The 25,510-nt window shown below is 60.7% G+C and carries 25 protein-coding genes; 15 read left to right on the top strand and 10 right to left on the bottom strand.

Annotation, left to right across the window (positions count from 1 at the left end; all coding sequences use genetic code 11):
- Positions 1–19 precede the first annotated feature (19 nt).
- Positions 20–403 (bottom strand): hypothetical protein, encoded by a 384-nt coding sequence (locus ABRP84_RS00370; protein WP_023025630.1) that lies wholly within the window; start codon positions 401–403, stop codon positions 20–22.
- Positions 404–579: 176 nt separating this feature from the next.
- Here ABRP84_RS00370 and ABRP84_RS00365 point away from each other — a divergent pair, with 176 nt between their 5' ends.
- Entirely contained in the window at positions 580–990 is a 411-nt protein-coding gene (locus ABRP84_RS00365; protein ID WP_005281786.1) for an HAD-IA family hydrolase, read from the top strand.
- Positions 990–1,505 (top strand): DUF6912 family protein, encoded by a 516-nt coding sequence (locus ABRP84_RS00360; RefSeq protein WP_023025632.1) that lies wholly within the window; start codon positions 990–992, stop codon positions 1,503–1,505. Before ABRP84_RS00365 ends, ABRP84_RS00360 begins: the two co-directional genes overlap by 1 nt.
- Before the next feature lie 6 nt (positions 1,506–1,511).
- Here ABRP84_RS00360 and rsgA read toward each other — a convergent pair whose 3' ends face one another.
- Complete coding sequence (gene rsgA, locus ABRP84_RS00355) at positions 1,512–2,546, bottom strand: ribosome small subunit-dependent GTPase A (protein ID WP_023025634.1); 1,035 nt, start codon at positions 2,544–2,546, stop codon at positions 1,512–1,514.
- Positions 2,539–3,840: a 3-phosphoshikimate 1-carboxyvinyltransferase gene (gene aroA / locus ABRP84_RS00350; RefSeq protein WP_034659655.1), complete on the bottom strand. Its 1,302-nt coding sequence runs from the start codon at positions 3,838–3,840 to the stop codon at positions 2,539–2,541. The genes rsgA and aroA overlap by 8 nt, the downstream gene beginning before the upstream one ends.
- Between aroA and ABRP84_RS00345 the strand changes: the two genes are divergently transcribed.
- A complete protein-coding gene (locus ABRP84_RS00345) occupies positions 3,839–4,489 on the top strand; it encodes an SOS response-associated peptidase (protein ID WP_023025639.1) in 651 nt (216 codons plus the stop codon). The two genes, aroA and ABRP84_RS00345, sit on opposite strands and share 2 nt — an antisense overlap.
- Here ABRP84_RS00345 and ybaK read toward each other — a convergent pair.
- On the bottom strand, positions 4,472–4,978 hold the full coding sequence (ybaK, locus tag ABRP84_RS00340) for a Cys-tRNA(Pro) deacylase (protein ID WP_023025641.1): 507 nt from the start codon (positions 4,976–4,978) through the stop codon (positions 4,472–4,474). The genes ABRP84_RS00345 and ybaK overlap by 18 nt on opposite strands.
- 36 nt (positions 4,979–5,014) lie before the next feature.
- Between ybaK and ABRP84_RS00335 the strand changes: the two genes are divergently transcribed.
- Positions 5,015–5,617: a sigma-70 family RNA polymerase sigma factor gene (locus ABRP84_RS00335; protein ID WP_005277540.1), complete on the top strand. Its 603-nt coding sequence runs from the start codon at positions 5,015–5,017 to the stop codon at positions 5,615–5,617.
- Positions 5,617–5,889, top strand: coding sequence for an anti-sigma factor (locus ABRP84_RS00330; RefSeq protein ID WP_005281801.1), 273 nt, complete (start codon positions 5,617–5,619; stop codon positions 5,887–5,889). The genes ABRP84_RS00335 and ABRP84_RS00330 overlap by 1 nt, the downstream gene beginning before the upstream one ends.
- A gap of 157 nt (positions 5,890–6,046) precedes the next feature.
- Here ABRP84_RS00330 and ABRP84_RS11260 read toward each other — a convergent pair whose 3' ends face one another.
- Positions 6,047–6,121 carry a 50S ribosomal protein bL37 gene (locus tag ABRP84_RS11260; protein ID WP_369707509.1) on the bottom strand — a complete coding sequence of 25 codons (75 nt, stop codon included), beginning with the start codon at positions 6,119–6,121 and terminating at the stop codon, positions 6,047–6,049.
- 104 nt (positions 6,122–6,225) lie between these two features.
- Entirely contained in the window at positions 6,226–6,486 is a 261-nt protein-coding gene (locus ABRP84_RS00325) for a WhiB family transcriptional regulator (protein ID WP_005277545.1), read from the bottom strand.
- 518 nt (positions 6,487–7,004) lie between these two features.
- Between ABRP84_RS00325 and ABRP84_RS00320 the strand changes: the two genes are divergently transcribed.
- The gene (locus tag ABRP84_RS00320) at positions 7,005–7,484 is read left to right on the top strand and encodes a hypothetical protein (protein ID WP_034659662.1); all 480 of its coding nucleotides are present in this window, start codon (positions 7,005–7,007) and stop codon (positions 7,482–7,484) included.
- 36 nt (positions 7,485–7,520) lie between these two features.
- Here ABRP84_RS00320 and ABRP84_RS00315 read toward each other — a convergent pair whose 3' ends face one another.
- Complete coding sequence (locus ABRP84_RS00315; protein ID WP_023025663.1) at positions 7,521–8,759, bottom strand: Rv3212 family protein; 1,239 nt, start codon at positions 8,757–8,759, stop codon at positions 7,521–7,523.
- Complete coding sequence (locus tag ABRP84_RS00310; protein WP_023025665.1) at positions 8,756–10,102, bottom strand: DEAD/DEAH box helicase; 1,347 nt, start codon at positions 10,100–10,102, stop codon at positions 8,756–8,758. The genes ABRP84_RS00315 and ABRP84_RS00310 overlap by 4 nt, the downstream gene beginning before the upstream one ends.
- Before the next feature lie 73 nt (positions 10,103–10,175).
- Between ABRP84_RS00310 and ABRP84_RS00305 the strand changes: the two genes are divergently transcribed.
- The 8 genes from ABRP84_RS00305 (at position 10,176) to ABRP84_RS00270 (ending at position 22,525) form a co-directional block, all read left to right on the top strand.
- Positions 10,176–10,400, top strand: a complete 225-nt coding sequence (locus tag ABRP84_RS00305) for a DUF3107 domain-containing protein (protein ID WP_023025669.1) — start codon at positions 10,176–10,178, stop codon at positions 10,398–10,400.
- Positions 10,401–10,466: 66 nt separating this feature from the next.
- The gene (locus ABRP84_RS00300) at positions 10,467–11,417 is read left to right on the top strand and encodes a DUF3152 domain-containing protein (protein WP_051138424.1); all 951 of its coding nucleotides are present in this window, start codon (positions 10,467–10,469) and stop codon (positions 11,415–11,417) included.
- Between the two features lie 10 nt (positions 11,418–11,427).
- Positions 11,428–12,216: a hypothetical protein gene (locus tag ABRP84_RS00295; RefSeq protein ID WP_023025673.1), complete on the top strand. Its 789-nt coding sequence runs from the start codon at positions 11,428–11,430 to the stop codon at positions 12,214–12,216.
- A 32-nt stretch (positions 12,217–12,248) separates the two neighbouring features.
- Positions 12,249–15,356 carry an ATP-dependent helicase gene (locus ABRP84_RS00290; protein WP_349852326.1) on the top strand — a complete coding sequence of 1,036 codons (3,108 nt, stop codon included), beginning with the start codon at positions 12,249–12,251 and terminating at the stop codon, positions 15,354–15,356.
- Entirely contained in the window at positions 15,349–18,528 is a 3,180-nt protein-coding gene (locus tag ABRP84_RS00285; RefSeq protein WP_349851977.1) for an ATP-dependent helicase, read from the top strand. The genes ABRP84_RS00290 and ABRP84_RS00285 overlap by 8 nt, the downstream gene beginning before the upstream one ends.
- 99 nt (positions 18,529–18,627) lie before the next feature.
- Positions 18,628–19,746, top strand: coding sequence for a potassium channel family protein (locus tag ABRP84_RS00280; RefSeq protein ID WP_023025680.1), 1,119 nt, complete (start codon positions 18,628–18,630; stop codon positions 19,744–19,746).
- Positions 19,747–20,478 (top strand): NAD(+) diphosphatase, encoded by a 732-nt coding sequence (locus tag ABRP84_RS00275; RefSeq protein ID WP_349851975.1) that lies wholly within the window; start codon positions 19,747–19,749, stop codon positions 20,476–20,478.
- Positions 20,471–22,525: an ATP-dependent DNA helicase UvrD2 gene (locus ABRP84_RS00270; protein WP_023025684.1), complete on the top strand. Its 2,055-nt coding sequence runs from the start codon at positions 20,471–20,473 to the stop codon at positions 22,523–22,525. Before ABRP84_RS00275 ends, ABRP84_RS00270 begins: the two co-directional genes overlap by 8 nt.
- Here the strand turns inward: ABRP84_RS00270 and ABRP84_RS00265 are convergent.
- The gene (locus ABRP84_RS00265) at positions 22,503–23,324 is read right to left on the bottom strand and encodes a hypothetical protein (RefSeq protein WP_023025686.1); all 822 of its coding nucleotides are present in this window, start codon (positions 23,322–23,324) and stop codon (positions 22,503–22,505) included. The two genes, ABRP84_RS00270 and ABRP84_RS00265, sit on opposite strands and share 23 nt — an antisense overlap.
- A 166-nt stretch (positions 23,325–23,490) precedes the next feature.
- On the opposite strand from ABRP84_RS00265, the gene ABRP84_RS00260 reads away from it, so the two are divergent.
- Positions 23,491–24,012: a M48 family metallopeptidase gene (locus ABRP84_RS00260; RefSeq protein ID WP_023025688.1), complete on the top strand. Its 522-nt coding sequence runs from the start codon at positions 23,491–23,493 to the stop codon at positions 24,010–24,012.
- A 6-nt stretch (positions 24,013–24,018) separates the two neighbouring features.
- Here ABRP84_RS00260 and ABRP84_RS00255 read toward each other — a convergent pair whose 3' ends face one another.
- Positions 24,019–25,464 carry a zinc-dependent metalloprotease gene (locus ABRP84_RS00255; RefSeq protein ID WP_023025690.1) on the bottom strand — a complete coding sequence of 482 codons (1,446 nt, stop codon included), beginning with the start codon at positions 25,462–25,464 and terminating at the stop codon, positions 24,019–24,021.
- Positions 25,465–25,510: the final 46 nt, after the last annotated feature.

The raw sequence follows: 25,510 nt of genomic DNA, 5'->3' as shown, positions 1-25,510 counted from the left end.
GGGAGGGGTGCTGTCAGTTTTAGAGCAGCCGAAACGAGCGCAGGCCCTGGTCCGTGGCGGAGCCGGTAAAGGCGTGGCGCTGGGTGCCGATGACCGCGGAACCGAAGTACTCGCCGTTGGGCCGCGCGTGCAGGCTGGTAAGGCGCATGGCATCGCTGTCATAGGGGCTTTTTCGGCGGTGCACCCAAGAACCTATATGCAGGCGGATGGAATCCGAAAAGCGCGGGGAATTGAGGTGAGCAATGGGGCGGTAGCCGGCGGCGACCTCAAGGATAAAGACGACCCAGGCTTGGATATGGTGCTGGGTGGCAACCTCGGCCGTTGTGGGTAGGCGGCCGTAATGGATGCGGTGCGGGGCGATATATAGCTTGAGGTGAGAGTAGCCGGGAATGGGCTCATACATGGTGAAATGAGTGCTCCTGCGAAAAAGGGCAGGAGGCGAACGCGTGATAATTATCTCATGGAGGCGCTGCGCGCGCTATTTCTGGCAGTTTCCTGTATGAGGCGGGCGAGAATATAAGCGCAGTTCGCTATACTTTCGGGAGTTACAAAGTATTCGTGTACTGAAGGATTAAAAATATGCGTGGTCTCATCGTTGACTATGTCGGCGTCCTCGATGGCGCTGAAGAGGACAATCGCCGCTGGAAGGCTCTGCTATCTGCGGCGAAGGCAAATGGTGCCGCAACCGCTATCTTGTCTAATGACCCGGGCGGTTCCGGCGCTGAGCACATTCGCGAGTGGGAATACCGCGGCAACGTCGATGCCGTGGTGCTGTCTGGCGAAATCGGGGCGGAAAAGCCGGAGGTTGCGGCCTTCCAAGCGGCTGCCGATGCCCTCGAGCTGCCCTTGAGCGATTGCGTCATGGTCGATGATTCGATCCTCAACGTGCGCGCCGCCGTCGATGCCGGGATGATCGGTTTCTTGTACACCAGCTTCGACCGCGTGTCTGTAGAAATTCAAGCCGTATTCGATATTGAAGGGGAATTTTAGTGGCTCAAGCCCGCGTCTATATTCCGGCGACCTATGCCATGCTGGCGGAGCTCGCTGAGACCGGAACGCTCGCGGCGCGCTCTGGGTGGGGATTCATGGTCACCCCAGCGCTGCGGGATTTTTATACCGCAGGCGATGAAGAAGAGATTGCCTACTCGGCCTTCCTCGAGGCCTCCATGGCTTCGCTGCGCCTGTTGACCATTGGGGACGAGGAGAAGTTCCCGCACCGGCGCGTGGTCATTTCCATCGATGTTGATGAAACTGCAGTCACCCCGCGCCCAGATATGGGCGAGCCGGTGGTGGAGCTTCAGCCGGCGCAGTTTGGCACTGATAATCTCGCCGCCATTCACGTGGATATTGAAGAATCCGAAGAGGCAACCGCCAAGGCCATCGAGGCCATTGATTCCGCGGACCTGGGCGATGAGGACGCGGAGCTCGCGGTGGGAGATGCCCTTGATAACTTCATGGCCTTCTACCACCCCACGGAGTTGCCCTTCCTCGTGGAATTGCTCTAAGCCGCGCTAGTTTTCCCACTCCACGTTGGTGCGCAGGGCTTGTAGCAGCCCGCGTACCGCATCGCGCCGGCGGGCGGTAGCGGTGCCCTCGGGAATGATTTCTGGATCATCGAGCCCGCATTCGGGATCCGCCGGTGGACCCGCGTGCGTACAGCCGCGCGGGCATTCCTCAATAGCCGCAGCGAGGTCTTCGAAGACGCCGAGGACGGTATCCGCGTCCACGTGCGCCAGCCCAAAGGAGCGAATGCCCGGCGTATCGATGATCCAGCCGCCCTGGGAGTCGGTGCCAGCAGCATCGGTGGGCAAGGGGAGTGCCACCGATTGCGTCGAGGTATGCCGGCCCTTGCCGATGCCCGATACTTCCCCCGTTTCCCTTTCCGCATCTGGGACCAGCCGGTTAACTAGCGTGGATTTGCCCACCCCGGAATGTCCGATGAGCGCGGTGATATGGTCATCTACCTGCGCGCGCACGGCATCGAGGCCGTCTTCGACCCCGGCCTCGACCACGGTGACATCCAAATCGGCGAACTCTTCTGCAAACGGCGTCGGGTCCGCGAGATCGGTCTTGGTAAGGCACAAGATGGGGTGGAGGTTGCCCACGAATGCGGCAATCAAGGCGCGCTCGACAAAGCCGGATCGCGGGGGCGGGTCGGCCACGGCGGAAACGATCAGCAATTGATCGGCATTGGCCACCACGATGCGCTCATACGGATCCGTGTCATCGGCCGTGCGGCGCAGTACGGAGGTGCGATCCGCCAGCTTGACGATGCGCGCCAGTGTGTCCTTCGCACCAGAGGTATCACCAACCACGCCGACGCGGTCACCGACCTCGATGGCGGTGCGGCCCAGCTCGCGGGCGCGCATGGCGGTGACCTGGGGGCCATCGTCAAGCGCAACGCCCCACCGCCCGCGGTCCTTGGTGATTACCATGCCGTATTTGGCATTTTTGTGCTTGGGCCGATCCTTGGTGCGCGGGCGCGAGCCCTTGCCGGGGCGCACGCGCACATCAGATTCATCAAAGGAACCGAAACGTCTAGCCATGTATATCCTGTTGGTCGGGGTGTAGCATCGTCTCCCACATGCGGGCGAAACCGGGCAAGGTCTTGGAGGTGGTGGAAATATCCTCAATCTGGATCCCTGGGACCTGCAAACCCAGAATGGCACCGGCGGTGGCCATGCGGTGATCGGCGTAGCAGGGCCAGTCGCCGCCGTGGAGTTCGGCGGGTTCGATCACCAGGCCATCGTCAAGCTCGGAGACCCTACCGCCCAGCGCATTGATATTCGCCGCGAGCGCCTGCAAGCGGTCGGTCTCGTGGCCGCGCAGGTGGGCAATGCCCGTGAGCCGCGACGGCGTTTCCGCGAGCGCGCACAGGGCCGCAACGGTGGGGGTAAGCTCCCCGATATCGCCCATATTGCGCTCGATGCCCTGCAGCTTGCCTGCCGGGTTGCCCTCTGCCGTGACGCTGTTGTGCTCCTGGGTTACCATCACGCCCATATCCAGCAGGATATGGCGGATGGCATCGCCCGGCTGGGTGGTATTCGCCGGCCAATTCTTGATGGTCAGGCGCCCGCCGCTGACCGCCGCGGCGGCGAGGAACGGCGTGGCATTGGAGAGATCTGGCTCGATGAACCATTCGCGGCCGGCGATGGGGCCGGGGTGCACCGTCCACGTCGTGCCGTCAGAATCCACGCGCACGCCCGCCTGGCGCAGCATGCCCACCGTCATTTCCACGTGCGGCATAGATGGCAGCTGGCCGCCCTCGTGGGTGAGCTGGATGCCCTGGGAAAAGCGCGCCCCGCTCAGCAGCAGGCCGGAGACGAACTGGGAAGAACCAGAAGCATCGATGGTGACTTTGCCGCCTTCTGGCACGCCGTTGGCGGACACCGTAAAGGGTAGGCTACCTCCTTCCACATCAACGCTGAGGCTGCGCAGTGCATCCAGAGTCGTGGACATGGGGCGGTTATAGGCCTGCTTATCGCCATCGACGCGCACCGGGCCATCCGCCAGCGCCGCGACCGGCGGCACAAAGCGCATCACCGTGCCGGCCAGCCCGCAATCCACCGTGGCACCGTGCAGCTTCCCAGGTTGGACGTGGATATCGGCGCCGTCATGGGTGAAGCGAACCCCCATGGCACTGAGCGCGTCCTCCATCAGTTGCGTATCGCGCGATACCAGTGGGGCGTGCAGGATGGACGGGGAATCAGCCAGCGCGGCCAGGATGAAGGCGCGATTGGTAATCGATTTCGATCCTGGCACCTGGTGTTCCCCCGTAACGGGGCTGGTAGCCAGCGGGGCGGTCCAAGGTTGAGACATAGTGTCCATAATAGAGGCCATGTGCGGAAGATTCGTTCTTTTTACCGAGTCCCTCCTCGATGAGGTGGGAAACCTCCCAGGTGTCCAGGAAGTCCACGCCCCACAGGGCACGCCTGGGCCGCGATATAACATTGCCCCGACCCAGCCCATTCCCATCGTGCGCGTGCGCGAAGAACTGGCCGAAGTCGATCCCGCGCGGTGGGCGCTGTTGCCGCAGTGGAAGAAAGACATGGAAGGCCCGCCGCTTTTTAATGCCCGAGCAGAAACGGTGGCAAGCAAACCATCTTTTCGCACCGCCTTTAAATCCCAGCGCTGCCTTATCCCCATGAACGGCTATTACGAGTGGAATAAGGATGGCTCCACCAAGACGCCGTATTACGTTCACTTAGAACACGGTCTGCTGTGGGCCGCGGGGCTTTGGGATACCGGGTTGGACCGACTCTCTGCCACCATCGTGACTACTGCGGCTACCGAAGAGATGGAGTGGCTGCACCACCGGTTGCCGCGATTTTTGGCACCGGAAGAGATGCGCACCTGGCTCGAGGGCAGCGCCGAGGAGGCCAAGGAGCTGCTAGCGCCCACGGGCCTGCGGGGATTTGAGTATCACGCGGTGGATAAGGCCGTGGGGACGGTCTCTAATGACTACCCGGAGCTACTCATCCGCCAGTAGATCGGCAAAGTCGGCCCCGCACAAGTATGCGAGGTCTTCTGCGTTGAGCTCGATGTCCAAGCCGCGGCGGCCGCCGGAGATAAAGACGGTATCGAAAAGCACCGCGGATTCCTCGATCACCGTGGGCAGCGGGTTCTTTTGTCCGAGCGGGGAAATACCGCCATGCACGTAGCCTGAGGATTTCTCGGCATCGTGCACCTGCGCCATGGCGGCCTTAGATACGCCAAGGGCGGCGGCCGCCTTCTTGAGGCTTAAATGGTGCGTGGTGGGAATCACGCACACCGCCAACTCGCGGCGCGGACCTTTGCCCGCGGTGAGATCAATGATGAGCGTTTTCAGCACGCGCTCGGGTTCTACGTCTAAGGCCGCCGCGGCGTGGTCACCGAAGTGATTTTTGCCTGCCTCGAAGGTGGATACGAAGTGTTTCACTCCGGCATCTTCGATGACTTTCAGCGCCGGGGTAGCGGCATGCGGGGACTTTTTGGCCATATAGGAATTTTAGCGTGAGACGTTAGGATAGATTGTGTGGTTAAAGAAACAGTGAGCGAAAAGGAGCTGCAGCGCCGCTTTGAAAAGGAAGCGCTCCCGCTGCTCGATCAGCTCTATGGCGGCGCGCTGCGCATGACGCGAAACCCGCAAGACGCGGAAGACTTGGTGCAAGAGACCTATCTGAAGGCCTATAAGTCCTTCCATTCCTTTAAGCAGGGAACGAATCTGAAGGCATGGCTTTATCGCATCATGACCAATAACTACATCAACTCCTATCGCAAGGCGAAGCGCCGTCCTACCGAGTCTTCTGCCGATGATCTGAGTGATTTTCAGCTCTATACCACCGCGGGACACGATTCCACCGGCTTGGAATCCGCCGAGGTGGCAGCGCTTAAAGAGATGCCAGATAGGTCCATTTCGCAGGCCATTAATGACCTGCCGGAGGATTACCGGATGGTGGTCTACTACTCCGATGTAGAGGGCTTAGCGTACAAAGAAATCGCCGAAATCATGGATACTCCATTGGGAACGGTGATGTCCCGCCTACACCGTGGAAGAAAAATGCTCCGGAAGGCGTTGAAGGACGTAGCACGTGAACAAGGAATTGGATTAGAACACCCGGACATGGAGGACAAGTAATGGAAGGCGCAACCGGAAAGAACTGTGGTGCGTGCAGCTCCACTGAGGTACACAACCTATTTTGCGAGCTTCTTGATGAATCCACAACCTACGCCCGCGCTTTAGCCATCCGCGAGCACATCGCCCAATGCGATTTTTGCCAGCAACGCCTAGAGCGCGAAGAGCTCGTCCGCTCCCTCGTGCGCAATTGCTGTGCCGGCCAAGCTAAGGCACCGCAATCGCTGCGCCGCCGTATCTCGGTAGAAATTACGGAGATCGAATCCCGCTGGTAAGAAGCGTCCTTCAGAGCTGCGAAACCCTCTGGAGGCTTCTGGGGTTTTTGGGATGCAGAAATTTCTTGTTTAGACCTTAACGTAGATATAGCAAAAGCCCGGCTGGGTAGTGCTGAAATGCACTGCCAACTAAGCCGGGCTTTATGTTTGCTGTACGTTATGCGCCAGGACGCTTGCCGTGATTAGCGGCCTTCTTGCGGCGATCCTTGCGCTTGCGACCACGCTTGCTCATTGCGCACTCCTTCGTTGAGGGTTTCTGAACTTTATTCAACTGTAGCGGCTAAGGGCGCCGAAACGAAAATTGGGGTGAGTGTTAGGTTCCCCGGGTCCGCGCTATTAGGCGGACACGCGGGAGCGGCCGCGGCCGCGATTGCGGCGACGCTTGAGGGCGCGGCGCTCCTCTTCAGACAGGCCGCCCCAGACGCCGGCGTCGAGGCCGGACTCGAGTGCCCAGTTGAGGCAGGAAGAAGCAACGGGGCAGCGGTTGCAGACCAGCTTGGCCTTAGCGATCTGGGTAAGGGCAGGACCGGAGTTACCTACTGGGAAGAACAGCTCTGGGTCTTCGTCGCGGCAAACGGCTTCGTGGCGCCAATCCATGATTGATATCTCCTAACAAATTTTTGACAGCAGTAAATACGAGCGCAATCCGTGCGAGGCAGGAAAGCACCTTGATTTTTAGGTGGTGTGTGAACTGGTCTGCTAGCAGTGGGGCCCGGTCTCGAGGTCGGGCCAGCGTCGCCGCCGCCTATGGTTCACGGTGTTGTTACCTGAAGTTTCCTCCAGGTTAAGAAGAGGTTTACGCCCTCTTTCTTTTTGCTACTAGAGAATCATGACATGTTTACCCGATCGCCGCTAGGGGTACGGGCTAAATTGTGGTTAACATCACGTAAATAGGCGCGGTGTGGGGGCCATAAATGCCAAAATCAAATTTTAAAGAATCCTGTGAGAATCGCTGTGAGCTGCAGCTATAGGTGCTATGCGGTGAGTGTGGTGAGGAAGAGACCGTCAAATCTCCCAGTTCATCCCCCTGCCCCCCGCGCTACTGCAGGCAACATCGAGGCCCCGCCGTGGGTGGCACAGAAAAAATCCGCGCCGCATTAGTAGACTGGGGATTTGTGTCTAAGCAGAACAAACGCCAGGTAAATAAGCAGCAGCGAGATAAGTCGGCAGCGCCAGCGGCAGCACCGGATAGTGCCCCGCAGTCGGTGCTTATAGGCGCAGGCATTGCCACGGTGCAATCCATCGCGGTTATTTGTTTTGGTATTTTCCTCATCGTGCGCGAAGCGGTGGGCGCGGAAAATGACTCGATGGTTTCTGATTCCGGATCGGGAAGCTTTGTGGGGCTTGGCACCGCCATCTTTATCTTCATCGTCTTTGGCTTCGTCATCGCAGGCGCCTGGGCCATGGTGAAAGGAAAGCGATGGGGAAGAGGCGCCGTGGTCCTCGTAGAGCTCATCCTAGGCGCGAGCGCGTTTCAAATGTATAGCGGTGGATCCCCGGTGCTGGGAACTATCACCCTGTTAAGCGCGGTCGCGGTGCTTTATCTCTTGATGTTTAGGCGCGAGTCCTCGGAGTGGGCCGCCTCGAATTTCTAAGGGACCATTCGCGCGGGAGGCGCGAGTGGCACTCGCTTAGTCGCTGCTGAGGCCAACCACGGTATCGCCCCGGGTTTCTACAATGGTCTCGCCCGCCAACGTGAGGTGGACAGGACCACGGTAGCCGCCGCGGTCGACGGCAATTTCGCGCAGTACCTTCCCGGTAGACCAGTCCACCACAGCTATGCCCTTTTCGGTGGGCATCAGCATGTGCCCAGCCACTGAGATTGGGGTGCCGATGGCGCCGTCAATGACGTGATCGACCCGCAAATCACTGGGGGTTAAAAGGTAGAGGCGTTTCCCATCAAACCACGTCATGTGGTGCGGGAGATCCGCTATGGCTGGGGCGAAAGGGCTTGTACCGGATTCGATGGCGGCGGAAGGCTTTACGGGAGTAGAAGAAAGCTTTTCGCCCTGGTTGTTATAAGACTCGATGTGGGGTTCTGGGCCGGGGATATAGACTGCGGCGGCGTCCTGGCCCACCGCGATAAGCCGCGCCCCATCGCGGGACAAGGAGACATCGGCGTCCATTTCCGGTTCCCGGGAATCCTCCGGGGTGGTGGCTTGAAACCTTAACCAGGTGGTATGTGGGTCCTCCGGGCACGATTCCGTCAGCGCCAGGTTCTCAGTACGCGTCAGCGCCGAAGAAATGGTGCAATCCTCGTGCGGTTGTTTCTGCGATTCTTGCTTGGCTTCCACTTCGCCGTATTCCACGGTGCGCACGAGATCGGAGCGCCACAGATCGATTCGCCCGGCAGAAACGGTACCTACCCGGTCATTGGATTGCACGGGTACAACTTCCGGGGAATTGATAGCGCTGCGGGTGGAGGCATATTCACCCGTCGCTGCTTCAATGGCAACGGTATCCCCGCAGCCCACGCCCGTGCGATAGGTAGCAACCACCTTGCCCCACGCAGTCGATAGCGAGCAAAGCTCAGCATCGCTGCGGGTGTAGGTCCAGGCTGTGGAGCCATCGGCATTAGTGGCGGTAAGCACATCGCCATCATGGCTAATGCTCAAGCCGTGGGCGGAAATGGCGCGGTATTGGCCGGGCACGGCTTGGTTGGGCAGGCTATAGGCGGGGGTGAGCGAGGAGGGGACATCGGCAAGCACGGCCGCATCGCCTTTCCCAGGAACCGCCTCTTGGTGCAGGTCCGCTTGGTGGATATTGGCGGTGGCGACTGCGCCGCCCACCGCAATGGCGCAGACAGCGCCGATGATGCCGGTAGCCTTCCAATCCGCTGCGGTAGCCCGCAAGATGGGGGCCTTAGTCATCGGCGCCCTCCTCGAGGCTTGCCATTACCGCGCCGAGACCGGGACCGAGACTGGGAACGTGGCTTGGGCTGTGCCGCGGACCGTTTACGCGCCGGAAGCTGGCCAATCACGCTGGTGGTCGGCCCCACCTTTTCCTGCACGCCTGCGGGGATGGAAAGCGCCTGGGCAAGCTCCGGGGAGGTGGAAAACCACTGCGGCGGCTCGGGGGTATCAAGCCCTAGTTCATCGTTGATGACCTGCCATTTTTCTAGCTCATCGTAGCCCACCAGGGTGACGGCGGTGCCGGTGTGCCCAGCGCGGCCGGTGCGCCCGATGCGGTGGATAAACGTCATGGGATCATCGGGAACCTGGTAGTTGATGACATGGGTGACATCATCGACATCGATGCCGCGGGCGGCGATATCGGTGGCGACGAGAATATCTACCTCGCCCGAGCGGAAGGCCTGCAGGGACGCCTCCCGGGACTTTTGGCCCAAGTCACCGTGCACGGCGCCGACGTGGAAACCGCGCGCAGCAAGGTCATCGGCCAATTGCGCGGCGGAGCGCTTGGTGCGGGTAAAGATGATGCTGCGACCCCGGCCTTGGGCCTGTAGGATATGCGCGATGACCGGCACCTTATCCATGCGGTGGGCCTGGAAGGTGACCTTGCGGGTGGTTTCGTGCGTGACCTCATCCGCCTCCGATTCGGCCCGGATGTGTACGGGCTTATTCATGAACTGCCGCGATAAGTTCAAAATGGCGCCTGGCATGGTGGCAGAAAACAGCATTGTCTGGTGCGCGTTGCCATCGAGCGCTTCCAAAATGGCCTCTATGGAGGGCAAAAAGCCTAGGTCCAGCATCTCATCGGCCTCATCGAGTACCACGATGGCAACTTGGCGCAGAACCAGATCGCCGCGCTCGTGCAGGTCGAGCAGGCGGCCTGGCGTTCCGATGACCACATCAACGCCGCGCTGGAGGAGCTTAATCTGCTCCTCGTAGGGGCGCCCGCCGTAGATAGAGGCGAGGCGGACCGGCAGGTGCGCGGCCGCGTCCTGCAAATCCGCGGTGACCTGTTGGGCAAGCTCGCGGGTGGGAACGACGATGAGCGCCCGCGGCGTCCCATCCAGTGGGGCAATATCCGCGTCATCAAAAACGCGATCGAGCAGCGGCACGCCAAAGCCAAAGGTCTTGCCCATGCCGGTGCGCGCCTGGCCAATGAGGTCTTGGCCATTGAGCGCAATGGGCAGGGTTAATTCCTGGATTGCAAAGGTTCGCGCGATGCCACGGTCAGCGAGCCCATCGCAGATTTCGGCGGCCACGCCGAGTTCCGCGAAGGTCGGTGGCTGGGGTTTTATGACAGACACACCTTGATAGTAGCCGGGATGGTTATAGTGGGGCCATTGGCATGTAAAACTCTAGTTAGAGGAGGATAATTTTATGGATATCAAGTTTGGTTTTGCAGATACCCCGCGCGAGCTGATCATTAGCACCAGTGGTGAGCAGGCGGAGCTAACGCAAAAGATTAATAGCGCCCTGGCAGAAAACTCCACGTTGGAGCTAGAAGATGACAAGGGCCGCAAGTACCTCGTGCGCACTGAGCGTGTGGTGTACGTCGAGGTTGGTGCCGCTAAGAAGCAGTCCGTCGGATTCGCCGGCGCCTAAGCTTGGGGCGTTCTAAAGGTTTGCTAATTCAGTTTTTGAATAGACAACCGGGTACCCTCAATGCCTATGGAAAGTAGGCAGAATCGCAAGGCTCAGCAGAGCCATGGGCGAATTCCGGATCACCCGAACCCGGTGGTCCGGTTCGCCCGCCGGTACGGCTGGTGGCGTGTGGTGGCTATCCCCGTGATGGTGCTGCTTACCGTCTGGGTGATTGTGGATATCGCGTCTGGCTCTTCGGCCGATGACAACGGCGATGCATCCAGCGCGGAAACCACCGCAGCCACTCCTACCCACGAGGATCTCACGGGCCCCGACCCCGCGAATGCGGAGGCGGTAGAGCGCGAGATCAGTGAGATGCCCCCTGGAAGTGACTTCACCAAAAAGGGCAAGGGCACTTTCCACGGAATCGGCCGCCCCGGCGCTGTAGCCGGCGAGGGTGGCGAGAAAAAGGTGCGCTATTCCATCGAGGTGGAAGATGGGCTCAATACCGCTCCCTATGGCGGAGATGATGCCTTTGCCGCAATGGTGGAGGCAACCCTTGCGGATCCACGCGGGTGGACCGCCCAAGGCGACTTCGAATTCGAGCACGTCGCCTCCGCAGACGATCCCGATACCCGCATCCAGCTGACCTCTCTGACCACGGCCGCTGAGCGTTGTGGCGAGAAGATCGAGACGGAAACCTCCTGCCACACCAAGTTTACCGGCGAATCCACCACCATCATTAATGAAGCGCGGTGGGTGCGCGGGGCCACGCCCTTTGAGGGCGATTTGGGCAATTACCGCCAGTACGTCATCAACCACGAATTGGGCCATGCCATTGGCTATGCCTCCCACCAGCAGTGCGGCGGCGAGGGCAAATTGGCCCCAGTGATGATGCAGCAGACGCTGAGTTTGAACAATAAGCAATTGCATGACCGCAATCCCAAGGAGGTCTATCCTGATGAGGATGTGACCTGCGAGCCTAACCCGTGGCCATATCCCAATCCGGAGCAAAGGGATCCCCACCAACCCCAATAAGGAGTACTGGATGCCGCTTCCCCCAGAGCATGTTTTAAGCGCCTTCCACGCAGAAACCGGTGCGACTGGGTCGCGCCGGGCCCAAGGCGATCAGCTGGGCCCAGTATGGGATAACGGCATCAAGGTGGGCGACGTGGTTTACTCCCAGGCCGGCCCCTTCGCGGCATGGTCTGCCAAGGTGCGTGAAAAACTAAGCGTGCCGGGCGCGCGGGTATCGCGGCCGGTTCTCGCGAGCGACGGCCGCCACACCGCCGCCGGATGGAAGGCGACGCAGTTCCTTCCCGGCGAGGTCGCCGGGCGCATCGATGAAGCAGCGCAGACGGCCTTGCGCTTGGACGATGCCATGGCCAATGCGCCTGCGCCGCCGAGCACGCACCGCGATGATGCCTTCGCCCGCGCGGAGCGCACCGCCTGGGCGGAGACGGGGGAGGCCTACGATAAGGCCGCGCTTGCTGATGTCCCCTTGGTCACCGCCCATACCGCCCTGCTGACCACCACGGTCTTTTATGGGGCGCACCCACCAGGGATTGTGGATATCGTGCCAAGCCAATCCGCGCGCCCGGCCGGGTGGAGCGCCGCGCTCGTGATCGTGGATGGTTTGATCGCGCAAGTGGTAGATGATGATATCTGCCAGCGGTTTGGCCACGTGCCGGGCATGCAAGAGCTTTTGCTGCGGGCGGTGTCTTACCGCCGTCATATCAATGATCTTAATCCACGGTCGCGCTCGAATGTGCGTTCTAATATTGAGAGGGTGGAACAGTTTCTTGTGTCTAGGGGATCTGCGATACTGGGGCGGTGAGTTACAATCCCCATTCCACCGCCCGCGCGGGAGTGGTCTTACCGCCGTCGCCACAGGTACGACTCATCGCCCGCACCCCGTCCGCACATGCCCGTTCCTGGCCCGTTGAACTGCCGGAGACCGGTACCTGGAAGGTAACCGGCACCGCCGGAACCGGCGTATCCAGTTTTCTTATCGATACTGTCATTCATGCCCTCGACCGCGCTCAGGTCACGGGGGCAGATCCCTCTGGCATCCTCGTTGTCGCTGCCTCCAAGGAATCCGGCGCTCGCCTGCGCCGCGAGCTTTCGGAGCGCCTCGAAGATTATGCGGCGCAATCTTCCATGGTCCGCTCCATCCACTCCTTGGCCTTCGCCCTCTTGCGCAGCGCCAGCGACGAGGAATTGCGCCTTATCACCGGCGCGGAACAAGACGCCGTTATCCGGGAATTGCTAGAAGGCCACGCTGAATCCGGCCACGGCGAATGGCCGGAGGAAGTTCGCCCCGCCTTAGAGTATGTAGGTTTTGCCCGCCAATTGCGCGATTTTCTTTTGCGCTCCATCGAACGCGGCCTCAGCCCCGCGGATCTGGAAAACCTTGGCGCCAAGTACGGCCGTGGAATGTGGAGCGCGGCCGGTACATTCCTGCGCGAATACGAACGCGTCCAAGCCCTGTCCGGGGCGCATTCTTATTCCGCGGCAGAGCTAGTCAACCAAGTCTTGCTGCGCCCAGAACTTACGAATTCGCACCCGTGGCACACCATCGTGGTCGATGATGCCCAGCTATTGGATCCCACCGCAGGCAAGCTCATATCCCGCTTGGCCCCGGATGCACAATTGCTGGTCATAGGCGGCGATGCAGATCAATCCGTCTTTGCCTTCCGCGGTGCCAACTCGCAGTTCCTTGAGGAATTTCCCGTGGAACACTCCGTCGAGCTTTCACATCCGCACCGCAGCGGCTCCCCGGCCTGCATTTCCATCGTGGATTCTGAGGGCCGCCTGCGCGATGTGGTGGCCGATACCGTGCGTCGCCGGCATTTGGACGATGGCGTGCAGTGGCGCGATATCGCCGTCATCGTGCGCTCGACGGCGGATATTGGCCAGATGCGCCGCACCTTGCTGGCCGCCGGGGTACCCGTGCATATCAGCCCGACCGATGTCATTTTGGCAGAACAGCGCCTAGTATCTGCCATGCTCCTTGCCCTGCGCGCCTTGGAAGAAGACCTCAGCAATGCGGAACTCGAGGAGTTGCTTACCGGGCCGGTGGGAGGGGCGGATCCCGTCACCTTGCGTCGCCTGATTCGTGGCCTGCGCCGGTGGGCGCCCGATACACGCGGAATGGATAGCCTGCGCGAGCTCTTGCAGGGTGAGCTGCCGGACTTCAACGGGCAACTGACAGAACGCGAATTTTCCATCTTGGAGCGTGTGCGCGCGGTACTTGCCGCGGGCCGGCAGGCTGTACAAACCCAAGCTTCCGTGGAAGAGGTCTTGTGGGAAGTATGGAGCGCCACCGAGCTGGACATGCGCCTGCAGGCATCAGCTTTGCGCGGCGGAGCCACCGGCTCACAGGCGGACCGTGACCTCGATGCCATGATGGCACTGTTTGATGCCGCCGGTGATTACTCTGAGCGCCGCCCCGGTTCCTCGCTGCAGTCCTTTTTAACCCACATCACCGAACAAGAACTCCCCACCGGCGTGCGTGACCGCCGCACCGCCACCCCGCAGGCCGTGGAGATCATCACCGCCCACGGTGCCGTCGGCCGCGAATGGGACACCGTCATCGTCGCCGGAGCCCAAGAAGGCGCGTGGCCCTCGCTGGGGGAGACCGGATCCATTTTTGGCCAAGAAGATCTCATCGATCTCCTAGACCGCGATATTGACCCCGATACCCCCGTCAGTCACATTGCCTCCCGTCTGGCAGAAGAGCGCCGACTCTTCCACGTTGCCACCACGCGCCACCGAAACCGGTTGCTGATCGCCGCGGTGGAAAACCCCAATGAGGACGCCTTTGCAGAGCCCTCCCGCTTCATCTCGGAATTTGCGGGGCGCGGAGTTGATGTGCCGGGGACGAAGGCGCGCCGGGAAGCCAGCCGCGCCTTGCGCGCCGCCCAATTTCCCCGCGAGCTGGGTTTGGACGTTCCCGAGCCAGCACCCGTGTCCCTGCGCGATGGGCTCGAGGTCGATCCCCTCGACGTGGCGGTGCTTTCTGTGCCCTCCTTTGTGGCGCAATTGCGCCGCGTGGTCACGAACCCAGATGCCGGCGAAGTGGAGCGGCGTCAGGCAGCCCGGCAGCTGGCGCGTTTAGCACAGGCGGGAATCCCAGGCGCCCATCCAGATCAATGGTTCTCCGCACGCTCTGTGGCATCGCATACGCCGCTGCGCGGCAGCAAGAGCCTTTCGCCGTCCCGGGTCGAAGCCCTGCTTAACTGCCCGCTCAAGGCGATTGTGGGAAACCTCGCTGAAGATCCCAGCGGTGCCGAGCACCTCCTGCGCGGCACCATGGCCCACTCCTTCTTGGAGGCCATCGGCCGCGGCATGGATGCGGAAAAGGCCCGCCTGCTCGTCATGGAGGCCTATGAGCTCATCCTGGACGTTCCGCAGTGGCAACTACAGAGCAAGTTGGAAGAATTCTCCCGCCTGTTAGAGCGCACGCAGCAATGGGCACAGCAGTCCGAGGTTAAAAATGAACTCGCCGGGGTGGAAGTACCCGTCTACGTCGAGGTCGCCCCGGATATTCGGGTAGGTGGATTCATGGACCGCTTGATGCAGGATGGAGACGGAAATTACCTGGTCGTGGACCTCAAGACCGGCAAATCTGCAGCGACGCAGGCAGAGGCAGAAGAAAACCGTCAGCTAATGACCTACCAATTGGCCTTGTCCCGGGGCAGCTTCGACGGGCAACGCGTGCGCGATGGCGAAGGTATGCCGCGCGCGGGCGGGGTGCTTGTTTATCCCGGAAAAGATTCCAGCAAAATTACCACCCGCACTCAGAGTCAGCTCACCGCGGAGGCGCTGGAAGAGTTTTCCACATTACTGCCACCCCTGGCAGCGGAACTGCGCGGTCCGCAACTGACCGCGCGCACCAATAAGGATTGCGATAAGTGCCCCATTCGTACCATCTGCCCAGTGCAGGAGGAAGGAAAGATGACCATCCATGCCTAAGCAGGATTTTTTCCCGGAACAAATAGCGAAAGCACTGGGCAAGGACTACCCACCCACTGAGGAACAAGCCCACGTCATCGAGGGTCCTTTTGGCCCCAAGCTTGTGGTGGCCGGCGCGGGTGCCGGTAAGACGGAAACCATGGCCTCCCGCGTGGTCTATTTGGTAGCCAATGGCTACGTGCGCCCAGAGGAAGTGCTGGGGCTGACCTTTACGCGCAAGGCGGCGCAGCAGCTAGAACAGCGCATTCGCCGCCAGCTCATTCAGCTGCGCGATTCCGGCCTCATCGTTCCCGGCAGCCCCGCAGCGGAGGCACTTAACAATATCGCGCCCACCGTGGCCACCTATGACTCTTATGCCGGCGAGCTCGTGCGTGAATACGGCCTTTTGGTCCCAGTAGAGCCCTCAGCGCGAATCATCACGGAGGCAGAGCGCTTCGCTATTGCCTACGACGTGGTGAAAAACTACGGCGGCAAATTATCGGATGAAAAGACCTTGGGTTCCATTACGGAAGTCCTGCTCAAGATCACCTCCGATATGGACAATTCCTTGAAGGATCCGGATGATATCGCCGAATTCGCACGGGATTTCCGCGCCGATATAGACAACCTGGAAAAGGCCCCGAGGACGAAGGGCGAGTATTCCAAGGACCTGCAGAAGTACATCAATGTCCAGGATCTACGCGTGCAGTACGTGCCTTTGATCGAGGAACTCAAGCGCACGCAGGCAGAGCAGCAGGTCATCACTTTTGGCGAGCAGATGTCTGTGGCAGCGCGCCTTGCGCAAGAGCACCCGGCGGTGGGCAAGCAACAGGCGCAGCGCTACCGCGTGGTCATGCTGGATGAATATCAAGATACGTCTTATGCCCAGCGCGTACTCCTGCGCAGCCTCTTTGGTGGGGAACACAAGGACATTTCCGTGACCGCGGTGGGCGATCCCATGCAGGCCATTTATGGCTGGCGCGGGGCTACCTCAGAAAACCTCACCGCGTTTGTGGAGGATTTCCCGCAAGCCGATGGCACGCCTGCTCCCAAGGATCAGCTCACTACCTCGTGGCGCAACCCGTCGGGTGCCTTGGAGCTGGCCAACTCGGTGGCGGCCGGGGTCTTTGGGGGCGGCCCGCGGCCCGTCGATGAGCTGCACGCGGCCCCGCACAAGGGCGAAGGCGAGATTGAGCTGGCCTATTTCGCCAGCGAAGACGAGGAACACGAGTTTATTGCGCAGAAATTAAGGCAGCAGTGGGATGCGCGCGAGGGCGAAGGCTTTTGCGCAGCGGTGCTGGTGCGTACCAACCGGCAAACCGCGGCCATTGCAGCAGCCTTGGATGCCGTCGATGTCCCCAATGAAATCAATGGCCTGGGGGGACTGCTGTGGCAACCGGAAATCCAGGACCTCGTAGCGCTGGCGACCATGCTGGTGCGGCCGGAAGACGCGCAAGCGGCCCTCCGCATTTTCGCCGGGCCCATTTGCGGGCTGGGAATGGGCGATATTCAAGCCCTTGCCGCGCGCCAAAAGAACCTGGCGGGGGCAAAACAAGAGCGCCTGCAGTGGGAAGAGGGCATGGATCCAGAGGAATACCTGCGCGCCCAATTAGAGCAACTTACGGCCGAAGGCCCAGACCAGACGGTGGGGCTTGCCGATGCCCTGGCAGATCTCGGCGAGCGCGATCGCTATACCCCGCAGGGCTTGGCGCGTATGGAAGAGGTATCTGCCAAGCTGCGCTACCTGCGCACCTACTGCCTGTCTAAGCCTTTAAGCGATCTCTTCGCAGACATTGAGGCCATCTTCAATATCCGTACCGAGGTTCTTGCCCGCGGCAGCGCTGGCGGAGCCACACACCTAGATAAATTCGCTGATATCGTCGCGGGCTTCCACGGAGACTCCTTGTATGCGCTCCTAGATTATTTGGAGCTAGCCCGCGAGCATGAAGATGACCTTGGGCTTGGGGAGGTTCCAGCTTCCACGGATCGCGTACAAATCATGACCGCGCATAAGGCCAAAGGCTTGGAGTGGGAGCATGTCTATGTGGTGCACGCGGATTCTTCGAGTTATAAGGCCCAAGCAGAGACCTTTTTGACCAAGATCGAAAAGGTGCCCGGTGAAGATGACTACATTGAAGTTTCGCCAGATGCGGTCAATCGCTCCGAATTCGAAAAGGCCTGCAAGGCATTCCTGGATGATGACCGCGCGCATAACGCGGAGGAGGCAGCCCGCCTCTTTTATGTGGCCTTGACCAGAACCGAGTCCACGCTGACCGTTACCGGCTCCGGCACGAATAACCGGACGGGCAAGGCTAAGAAGGGCCCGTACGAGTACCTCGAAAGGCTAAAAGAAACCTTCCCCCAGTACGTAGGGGAGTGGACGGTGCCCGAAGAGCCGGTGGACACCTCGGCACATGCGGCAGAAAGCGGGCTCTTCCCAGCCCTTGAAGCCGATCCGGATTCCCTAGCCGGCGCGGATGCGGTGCTAGCCGCCATGGAGGACCTTCCTGAGTTAAGCCACGGCGAGACCTTCGAGCTGTGGGAACAGGATGCGGGCGCGCTCATTGAGGAATACAAGTCCCTGCAGCAACCGGTTGTGGATGTGGAACTTCCCAGTGAACTTACCGCTTCTGACATGGTGGCCTTGGGCAGCGATCCGCTACAGTTTGCGCGCCGGCAACGCCGCCCGGTGCCGTTTAAGCCCAATTCCTATGCCAAGCGAGGCACCGCCTTCCACGCGTGGTTGGAAGAGCGCTTTGGCAGCCCCGCGCTGCTAGGGGAAGAGGAATTGCCGGGCATCGATGAGCCGGAGGACTTCGACCTAGAAGAGCTCAAGGAATCCTTCTTGAACTCCGAGTGGGCGCAGCGCCAGCCGGACTTTGTGGAGGCGCCGTTTGAAATCACCATCGGCAGCGCGGTGGTGCGCGGGCGAATGGATGCCGTCTTCCGCTTGGCAGATGGTACCTGGATGGTGGTGGATTGGAAGACTGGTCGGCCGCCGAAGGGTGCGGCCATGGACGCGGCGAAGATTCAGTTGGCGGTCTATGCCGAAGCCTGGCGGCGCATCCACGGTGGCGATAAAATCCGCGCGGCTTTCCATTACGTTCACGATGGTTATACTTTTGAGCCAGATACTTTAGCCCAAGGCGAGGAGCTACGTAGCCTGCTTGAATCGTCAGTAGCAGGCCATTAAGGCTAAGGTATGGGGACGGAACGCGGACGGTGAATGGATAGTTGCGTCCCCGTATAACCGGCGAAATGAAAATTCGATCCAGAAAAGAAGGCTGGGCCAGTGGCCAAAAAACGTGCGAAGGCATTCAAAGGGCGTATTAAACAGCGCTTTTTGCCGCAAGTCGAGTTGTCCTCGCAACCTGATCACGCGCTCCTTGATGTCATCACTGTGCCCAAGGATCACAATGCCAGCCCGTGGCGGCAGTTGGCCAAACGCGCGCTCTGGGCATTTGGCATCCTCATCTTCGTCACCATCGTGGTGTACTTAGACGGCGATGGCTATAGCGAGGACATGTCGCTTTTGGATTCCTCCTACTATGCCGCCGTCACGCTGACCACCGTGGGGTATGGCGATATCGTTCCGGTCACGGAGCAATCGCGGTTTATCAACCTTGTACTTATCACCCCAGCCCGCCTCGTCTTCCTTGTGTTGTTGGTCGGTGCGACGCTATCCGTGCTCACGGATAAGGCCCGCCGCACCTTTGAAATCCAGAACTGGAGAAAGCAATTGCGTAACCACACCGTCGTTATTGGCTATGGAACGAAGGGTGCTGGGGCAGTCGCCGCGCTCTTGGCAGACGACGTACCCACCTCTCAGATCGTGGTCATCGATAACAACCGCGCCTCGCTGGCGCATGCGGAACACCACGGGCTGGTCACCATCTTTGGTTCGGGCACCAAACAGGACGTGCTCAAGGTCGCCGGGGTGGAGCACGCAGACTCCGTGGTGGTCACCCCATCCTCGGACGATACCGCGGTGCTGTGCTGCCTATCCGTGCGCGAGCTTGCCCCGAAGGCCAAGATTGTGGCCTCGGTGCGCGAGTCTGAAAACCGTCACCTCTTGCGCCAATCTGGTGCCGATTCCGTGGTTACCTCTGCAGAGACCGCCGGCCGCCTCCTGGGGCTTGCTACCGTGACCCCCACCGTGGTGGAAATGATGGAGGATCTGCTTTCTCCCAACGAGGGATTTTCGGTATCTGAGCGCGCCGTACGCGAGTTTGAAGTCGGTTCTAACCCGCGCCACTTGGCGGATATCGTGCTCGCGGTGCTGCGCAATAACGAACTCCACCGCGTGGATACGGCCGATGCCTCCGCACTGAAACCGGGCGATCGCCTGCTGTATATCAAGCACGATCTGGAACAACCCGTGGAAGTGCAAGATGAAGACGAGGAGGATTAATTGTATTTGCCCGTAACGGAGACGGGACTAGTGCCTGCTACCGCGAGTGGGGACGCCGCGGTGGTGGAGGAATTGCCGGAAGGCGTGGGAGAACCAGAGATGGTGGACATCGGCGCGCTACACGTTTTTGCCTGCCCGGAAGGTATTGCGCGGCGGATGGGGCAATTGCAACCCGCAACTTTTTTCGCCTCTAATTCCCTGGTTATGCAGGCCATTGCCCTGATCCGCAACCGGTTGGAGCAGCGCTTCGATCCGCGCACGGGCCACCCGTTGGACTACCCAACGCCGGGTATCGTTGGCCGCGATTCGCAGGATTCGCGCCGCTTGGTATTCCCGCGCCTGGACCCAGCCGTCATTGGGCTCATTGAGCTAAAGGGTGAGGAGAAGATTTTGTTGGCCCGCAATCGCAGGCGCAATGGCTTCTTCTCCTTGATCGCTGGTTACGTGGAACCAGGCGAGACCATTGAGGCCGCCTTTGCCCGCGAAACCATGGAGGAAACTGGGCGGCGCATTGAGAATCTTCGTTACTGGGGATCCCAGCCGTGGCCGCCGAGTGGCTCGCTTATGCTGGGCTTTCACGCAGAGACATCGGATGTCCAGGCCACCTGCCATACTGATGGGGAACTGGAAGAAATTCGTTGGGTGACCCGCGCCGAGCTGCCTAAGCTTCCGCTGGCCACCGCGGGTTCTATCGCACACACGATGATTATGGAGTGGTATCACGGTGAATAAGCCGGATTTGTCCTTGCTGGATGAAGATCAACGCCGCGCGGCTACGGCCCCGCGCGGACCGGTGTGCATTTTGGCGGGCGCGGGCACTGGTAAGACCCGCACCATTACCTATCGCATCGCCAACATGGTGGATCAAGGGTTCGTAAACCCACAGCGCGTTTTGGCCGTGACCTTCACCGCGCGTGCGGCAGGAGAGATGCGGGATCGCCTGCGCATGATGGGCGTGGCTGGCGTGCAGGCCCAAACCTTTCACGCAGCCGCGCGGCGCCAGTTGAAGTATTTCTGGCCGCAGGTTGCAGGCGATCTGCCGTGGACGCTATTGGACAATAAATTCCCGCTGGTAGCCCGCGCGGTGCGCTCGGTTGGGCTGGATAATTCCAAAGACATGATCCGGGACGTGCTGGCGGAAATCGAATGGGCGAAATCCGCGCTGGTAAGCGCCGAGGATTATGAGAGCGTGATCGTGGAAACGGATCGCAGTGCCCCGGCAGATGCAGCCAAGGTGGCAGAAGCCTTCCGTCGCTACGAGAAGGCCAAAGCTACCCCGGATATGATGCACTTGGACTTCGATGACCTGCTCATGCACATCGCCGGCGCCATCGAGAACGTCCCTGCCATTGCGGAGACCTTCCGCGAGCAGTACCGCACCTTCGTCGTTGACGAGTACCAGGACGTCACGCCCCTGCAGCAGCGCGTGCTGAATGCTTGGCTGGGTGATCGCGATGATCTCACCGTGGTGGGCGATGCCAACCAGACCATCTATTCCTTCAATGGCGCATCACCGGAGTACCTGCTGAATTTTTCGCGCAGCTATCCGGATGGGACCATCGTCAAGCTGCAGCGCGACTATCGTTCCACGCCGCAGGTAACGGATTTGGCTAACCGGGTCATCGGCAAGGCTACGGGGCGCGCGGCGGGTACTCGCCTGGAGCTGCAGGGCATGCGCGAGCCTGGGCCGGAGCCGACGTTTAAGGCCTACGAGTCTGAGGAAAATGAGGCGCAGGAGGTGGCTGGGCAGGTGCTCACCCTGCTCAACCAGGGCGTGCCGGCCTCAGAGATTGCCATCTTGTACCGCATTAACGCCCAGTCGGAGCAGTTTGAGCAGGCGCTTGCCGATGCCGGAGTGGTCTACCAAGTCCGCGGCGGTGAAGGTTTCTTCCGCCGCCCGGAGATTCTGGAGGCCATTCGCGTGCTCATTGCCGCTACACGCCGCGATGATTTGCCGGAAGACCCGGTGGCGATTGCGCGTGCTGCCTTCGTTGAGCTTGGGCTCAGCGCCACCGAACCGCAGGGCGCGCAGGCCCGCGAGCGCTGGCAATCGCTGAACGCGCTGGTGGGATTGATTGAGAAGATCGTGGAATCCACCCCGGGTATCGATCTCAACGGGGTGCTGGGCGAGCTGCGCCGCCGCTCCACCGATAAGCAAGCCCCCGCTATGGAGGGCGTTACCCTTGCTACGGTGCACGCGGCAAAGGGCTTGGAGTGGGACGCTGTCTTCCTCGTCGGGCTGAGCGAAAAGCTCATGCCCATCAACCACGCCATTAAGGCGGGTAACGAGCAGATCGAGGAAGAACGCCGCCTGTTTTATGTAGGCATTACCCGCGCCCGTGAACACCTAGCCCTGTCGTGGGCATTGGCGAAGACCGCCGGTTCCAGGGCCTCCCGGGAGCGCACCCGCTTCCTCGACGGCATCGCGCCAGGCGTGGAATCGGCTGCGGGAAGTGGCCGCTCCCGTCGCCCGAAACGCTGCCGCGTGTGCAGCGGGGTACTAGAGACCCCGGCGGAAAAGGTCATTGGCCGGCACGAAGACTGCGAGGGCAATGGCGATGACGAGGTCTTTTCCGCCCTGCGTTCGTGGCGCGCGCAGGTTGCCCGGGAAGAAAAGGTTCCGGCCTATGTCATCTTTACGGATTCCACTCTGCAGGCCATCTCGGAAGAGCTGCCGGTAGATGAGGCGGAGCTGCTGTCCATATCTGGAATTGGGCCCAATAAGTTGGAGCGCTACGGCGAGCAAATCCTGGAGGTCATTCGCTCGGTGCGGATGTAGCCAGATTGACCTTGCCGCCGTAACACACCGGGCAGCGCGGATGGGCGATGGCCGTGCGCTGCTGGTGGCGGCCGTAGACGTCTACCTCCCATTGTTGGCCCGGGCGCGGAAATGAGGTTGGCGCGCCTGGCGGGAGGGGGCGCTTGCTTAGGCGGCGGATCACCACCTGTGCTTGGGCCGCTACCGCATCGATGACCAGGTTTTCTGGCTGTCTGCGCACGCTGGTGAGCTGGGAGGCGATGGCGCTCCACTGCGGATCCGCATCCACGTGGAATAAGTGAATGCACAGCGGGCAGGGGCCTTGCCCTTCCACGCGCAAGGGCCCGATGATGCCGCGGTTATCTAGGAGGGAGATGGGGAGCCACGTCGTCGGGGTTCCGGCAAGCGCATTGGCGCAATCGATGGGGCAGTGGAGCTGGTCTATGCCAAGTACTGTAAAAAGCCCATCGAGGTCGTGGATATAGGAAAAGATATTATCCTCATCAAGGGGGATGCGCACCGTATATCCATCTGCTGCCAAGCGGGCGCGCAACTCCAGAGCAAGCGGGGATTCGCCTAGCATGATGATGGTTTCACGCTGCTCGGGATGTGGCGGCTGAGGCCAGAGGATGCCATAGTCCAAGGCATCATCGATGAGGCTGCTGGCGGCGGCGCTATCCAAGCCGGCCGCTTCCAACCGCGCCGCCAATTCCCCGGAATCGACGGGCTGATGGGCCGTGGCAAAGGCGCGAGCCACGCCTTGCGCATTGCCCGTATCCGCCACCGCCACCCGGGTGGCGTCCATCCCAAATTGCACCACGGAATCCTCGCGGCAAAATACGCCACACCCTGGCGCCAATGTCACACGTTGAGCCGTGCCTTGTGAGCCAGTCACTGGTTCTCCCCCTCGAATCCCCTTTTATCACCCCGAATACGGCACATGTGCCGCATGTGCGTCCATTGCACCACAGGTACAATGGCCTGTCATGTCGAGCACGCAACCACCAGGACGTACCCACCCTGAGGTCAAGGTTATCCGCTCTGCGCGGCGGCGAAAGTCGGTGCAGGCGCGCATGGTGGCCGGGGTATTGGAAGTGCGCATTCCGGCCTGGATGTCCGCCCGCGAGGAAAACGAGGCGGTACAGGATATGCTCGCGCGCTTGGAGAAGAAAACCGGTGGTGCGGCGAAGACCGATGCGGCGCTTCTTCAGCGCGCCAAACAGCTCAACGCGCAGTACCTGGAAGGCCGCGCGTGGATTGGGTCCATCCGGTGGGTGAGTAATCAAAATACGCGGTGGGGTAGTTGTACTACCTCCACCGCGGATATCCGGCTGAGCAACCGCCTACAGCAGGTGCCGGATTATGTATTGGATTCGGTCATCATCCATGAGCTCACCCATACCTTCATCCCGCGCCATGGGCGCGAATTCTGGCAGTGGGCCGATAGGGCGCCCCACGCCGAGCGGGCCAAGGGCTACCTTGAGGCCTACCAGCGCTGGGGCGGTTAGAGCGAGCTATTTATCCTCGCCGCCGTTGTCCTTATCGGTGCTCTCGTCGCTGTCGTCACCGTCGTCGCTGCCCTTGGAATCCTGGTCCTCTGCAGAATCTTTGTGCTCTTCGGAATTCTTTTCGGAGTCCTCGCCGTTTTTGAGCATCTCCTCGAGCTTTGCAAATTCTTCCTCGAAGCCCTCATCCGGCTCGTCATCCAAGAGGGAATCGATGAAGGCGGCCGGGTTATCGAGGTGCTCTGCGGTGGGCAGGAAGTCTGGGTGGTCCCAAGCCTTATCGCGCTTCTCTACACCCACGGCTACGGTGGCGCGGCGCCATAGCTCGGCGGCCTCGGTCACCTTGGGGGCGTTGAGCTCGATGCCGACGACCTTGCTGAAGGCCTGCTCGGCAGATCCACCGGTGCTGCGGCGGTGCGCCCAGGCCTCAGTGAGCTTGGAGGTAGAGGGGATGCGCTCGCCCAAGGCCTCGCTTACGACGTGCTCGGCCCAGCCCTCAACCAAGGCCAGCAGGGTTTCCAGCCTGGAGGCGGCGGCGGTGTTCTTGGAGGTAATGCGCGGGGAGAGATCCATTCCCTGCAACTTGCTCATGGCTTCCTGGATGGCCTGCGGGTCGCCGGATTCCAGGTTCAGCTCGCGGGCGAGCTCTTCAATGTGGGAGGTATCAATGACCAAGCCGATGGCGTATTCCTCCACGGAGGAGACGATGCGCTCTACCAGCCACGGCACGTGCTTAAACAGGCGCTGGCGGGCGGCCTCGCGCGCGGCGATGTAGACCAAAACCTCCTGGCCAGGAACGTTGAGCTCGCGCGCGACCTTCTGAATGGTATGCGGCAAAAGCGCCACCGTATTGGCCGGGGCGATGGGCAGGCCAAAGTCGGAGCCGGTTAGTGCCTGGCTGGCCAGATCGCCCAAGGCGTGGCCTAGCTGCATGCCGAAATTCATGCTGGACATTTGGCCCATCATCTTGGTCATTGGACCCATCATTTCACGGGCCTCTTCCGGCATGGACTCCAGCTGGGCATCGTTCATGTGCTGGGCTACCGGGGTGACCATGCGCTTCCAGGCGGGCATGGTTTCTTCCAGCCACTGCTTGGAATTCCACGCCTGCGTGGCGCCGGAAGCGGTGGGGAGAATGGAGGCATCGTCAAGCCACAGCTCCGCTAGGCGCACCGATTCCTCTACTGCCTTGGAATCTTCTGCGCTGATATTTTTTGACTTGGGGATCTGCTGCAGGGCGATGCGCTTGGCCATGTCGTAATTGACCGGCCCGGAGTTCTGGGGCGAGTTCATGGACGAACCCATGCCGGAGAGCATCTGACCGAACTGGTTCAGCATGTCTCCGAGGCCGCCACCATTACCGCCGCCGAATGCGCCGAACGGGTTCTGGTCACGACGGCCGTCATTATCGTCGTCATCGTTATTTGGGAAAGAAAAACCGAATCCGTTGCTCATGTGCTCCAATCTACCGGCACCGTGCGGAAAGTTTCCATGATCACAG

The organism is Corynebacterium sp. KPL2861 (genome assembly GCF_040225475.1).
GTDB lineage: Bacteria > Actinomycetota > Actinomycetes > Mycobacteriales > Mycobacteriaceae > Corynebacterium.
Note: the sequence above shows the minus strand (reverse complement) of the source record. Positions and strands in the feature narration are given on the sequence as shown.

Coding starts and splice junctions, on each gene's coding strand:
- ABRP84_RS00365 (WP_005281786.1), top strand. CDS start 580: ATGCGTGGTCTCATCGTTGACTATGTCGGCGTCCTCGATGGCGCTGAA.
- ABRP84_RS00295 (WP_023025673.1), top strand. CDS start 11,428: ATGCCGCTTCCCCCAGAGCATGTTTTAAGCGCCTTCCACGCAGAAACC.
- ybaK (WP_023025641.1), bottom strand. CDS start 4,978: ATGGCCAAAAAGTCCCCGCATGCCGCTACCCCGGCGCTGAAAGTCATC.
- ABRP84_RS00330 (WP_005281801.1), top strand. CDS start 5,617: ATGGAAGGCGCAACCGGAAAGAACTGTGGTGCGTGCAGCTCCACTGAG.
- ABRP84_RS00255 (WP_023025690.1), bottom strand. CDS start 25,464: ATGAGCAACGGATTCGGTTTTTCTTTCCCAAATAACGATGACGACGAT.
- ABRP84_RS00315 (WP_023025663.1), bottom strand. CDS start 8,759: ATGACTAAGGCCCCCATCTTGCGGGCTACCGCAGCGGATTGGAAGGCT.
- ABRP84_RS00260 (WP_023025688.1), top strand. CDS start 23,491: ATGTCGAGCACGCAACCACCAGGACGTACCCACCCTGAGGTCAAGGTT.
- ABRP84_RS00300 (WP_051138424.1), top strand. CDS start 10,467: ATGGAAAGTAGGCAGAATCGCAAGGCTCAGCAGAGCCATGGGCGAATT.
- ABRP84_RS00325 (WP_005277545.1), bottom strand. CDS start 6,486: ATGGATTGGCGCCACGAAGCCGTTTGCCGCGACGAAGACCCAGAGCTG.
- ABRP84_RS00345 (WP_023025639.1), top strand. CDS start 3,839: ATGTGCGGAAGATTCGTTCTTTTTACCGAGTCCCTCCTCGATGAGGTG.
- ABRP84_RS00285 (WP_349851977.1), top strand. CDS start 15,349: ATGCCTAAGCAGGATTTTTTCCCGGAACAAATAGCGAAAGCACTGGGC.
- aroA (WP_034659655.1), bottom strand. CDS start 3,840: ATGGCCTCTATTATGGACACTATGTCTCAACCTTGGACCGCCCCGCTG.
- ABRP84_RS00305 (WP_023025669.1), top strand. CDS start 10,176: ATGGATATCAAGTTTGGTTTTGCAGATACCCCGCGCGAGCTGATCATT.
- ABRP84_RS00370 (WP_023025630.1), bottom strand. CDS start 403: ATGTATGAGCCCATTCCCGGCTACTCTCACCTCAAGCTATATATCGCC.
- rsgA (WP_023025634.1), bottom strand. CDS start 2,546: ATGGCTAGACGTTTCGGTTCCTTTGATGAATCTGATGTGCGCGTGCGC.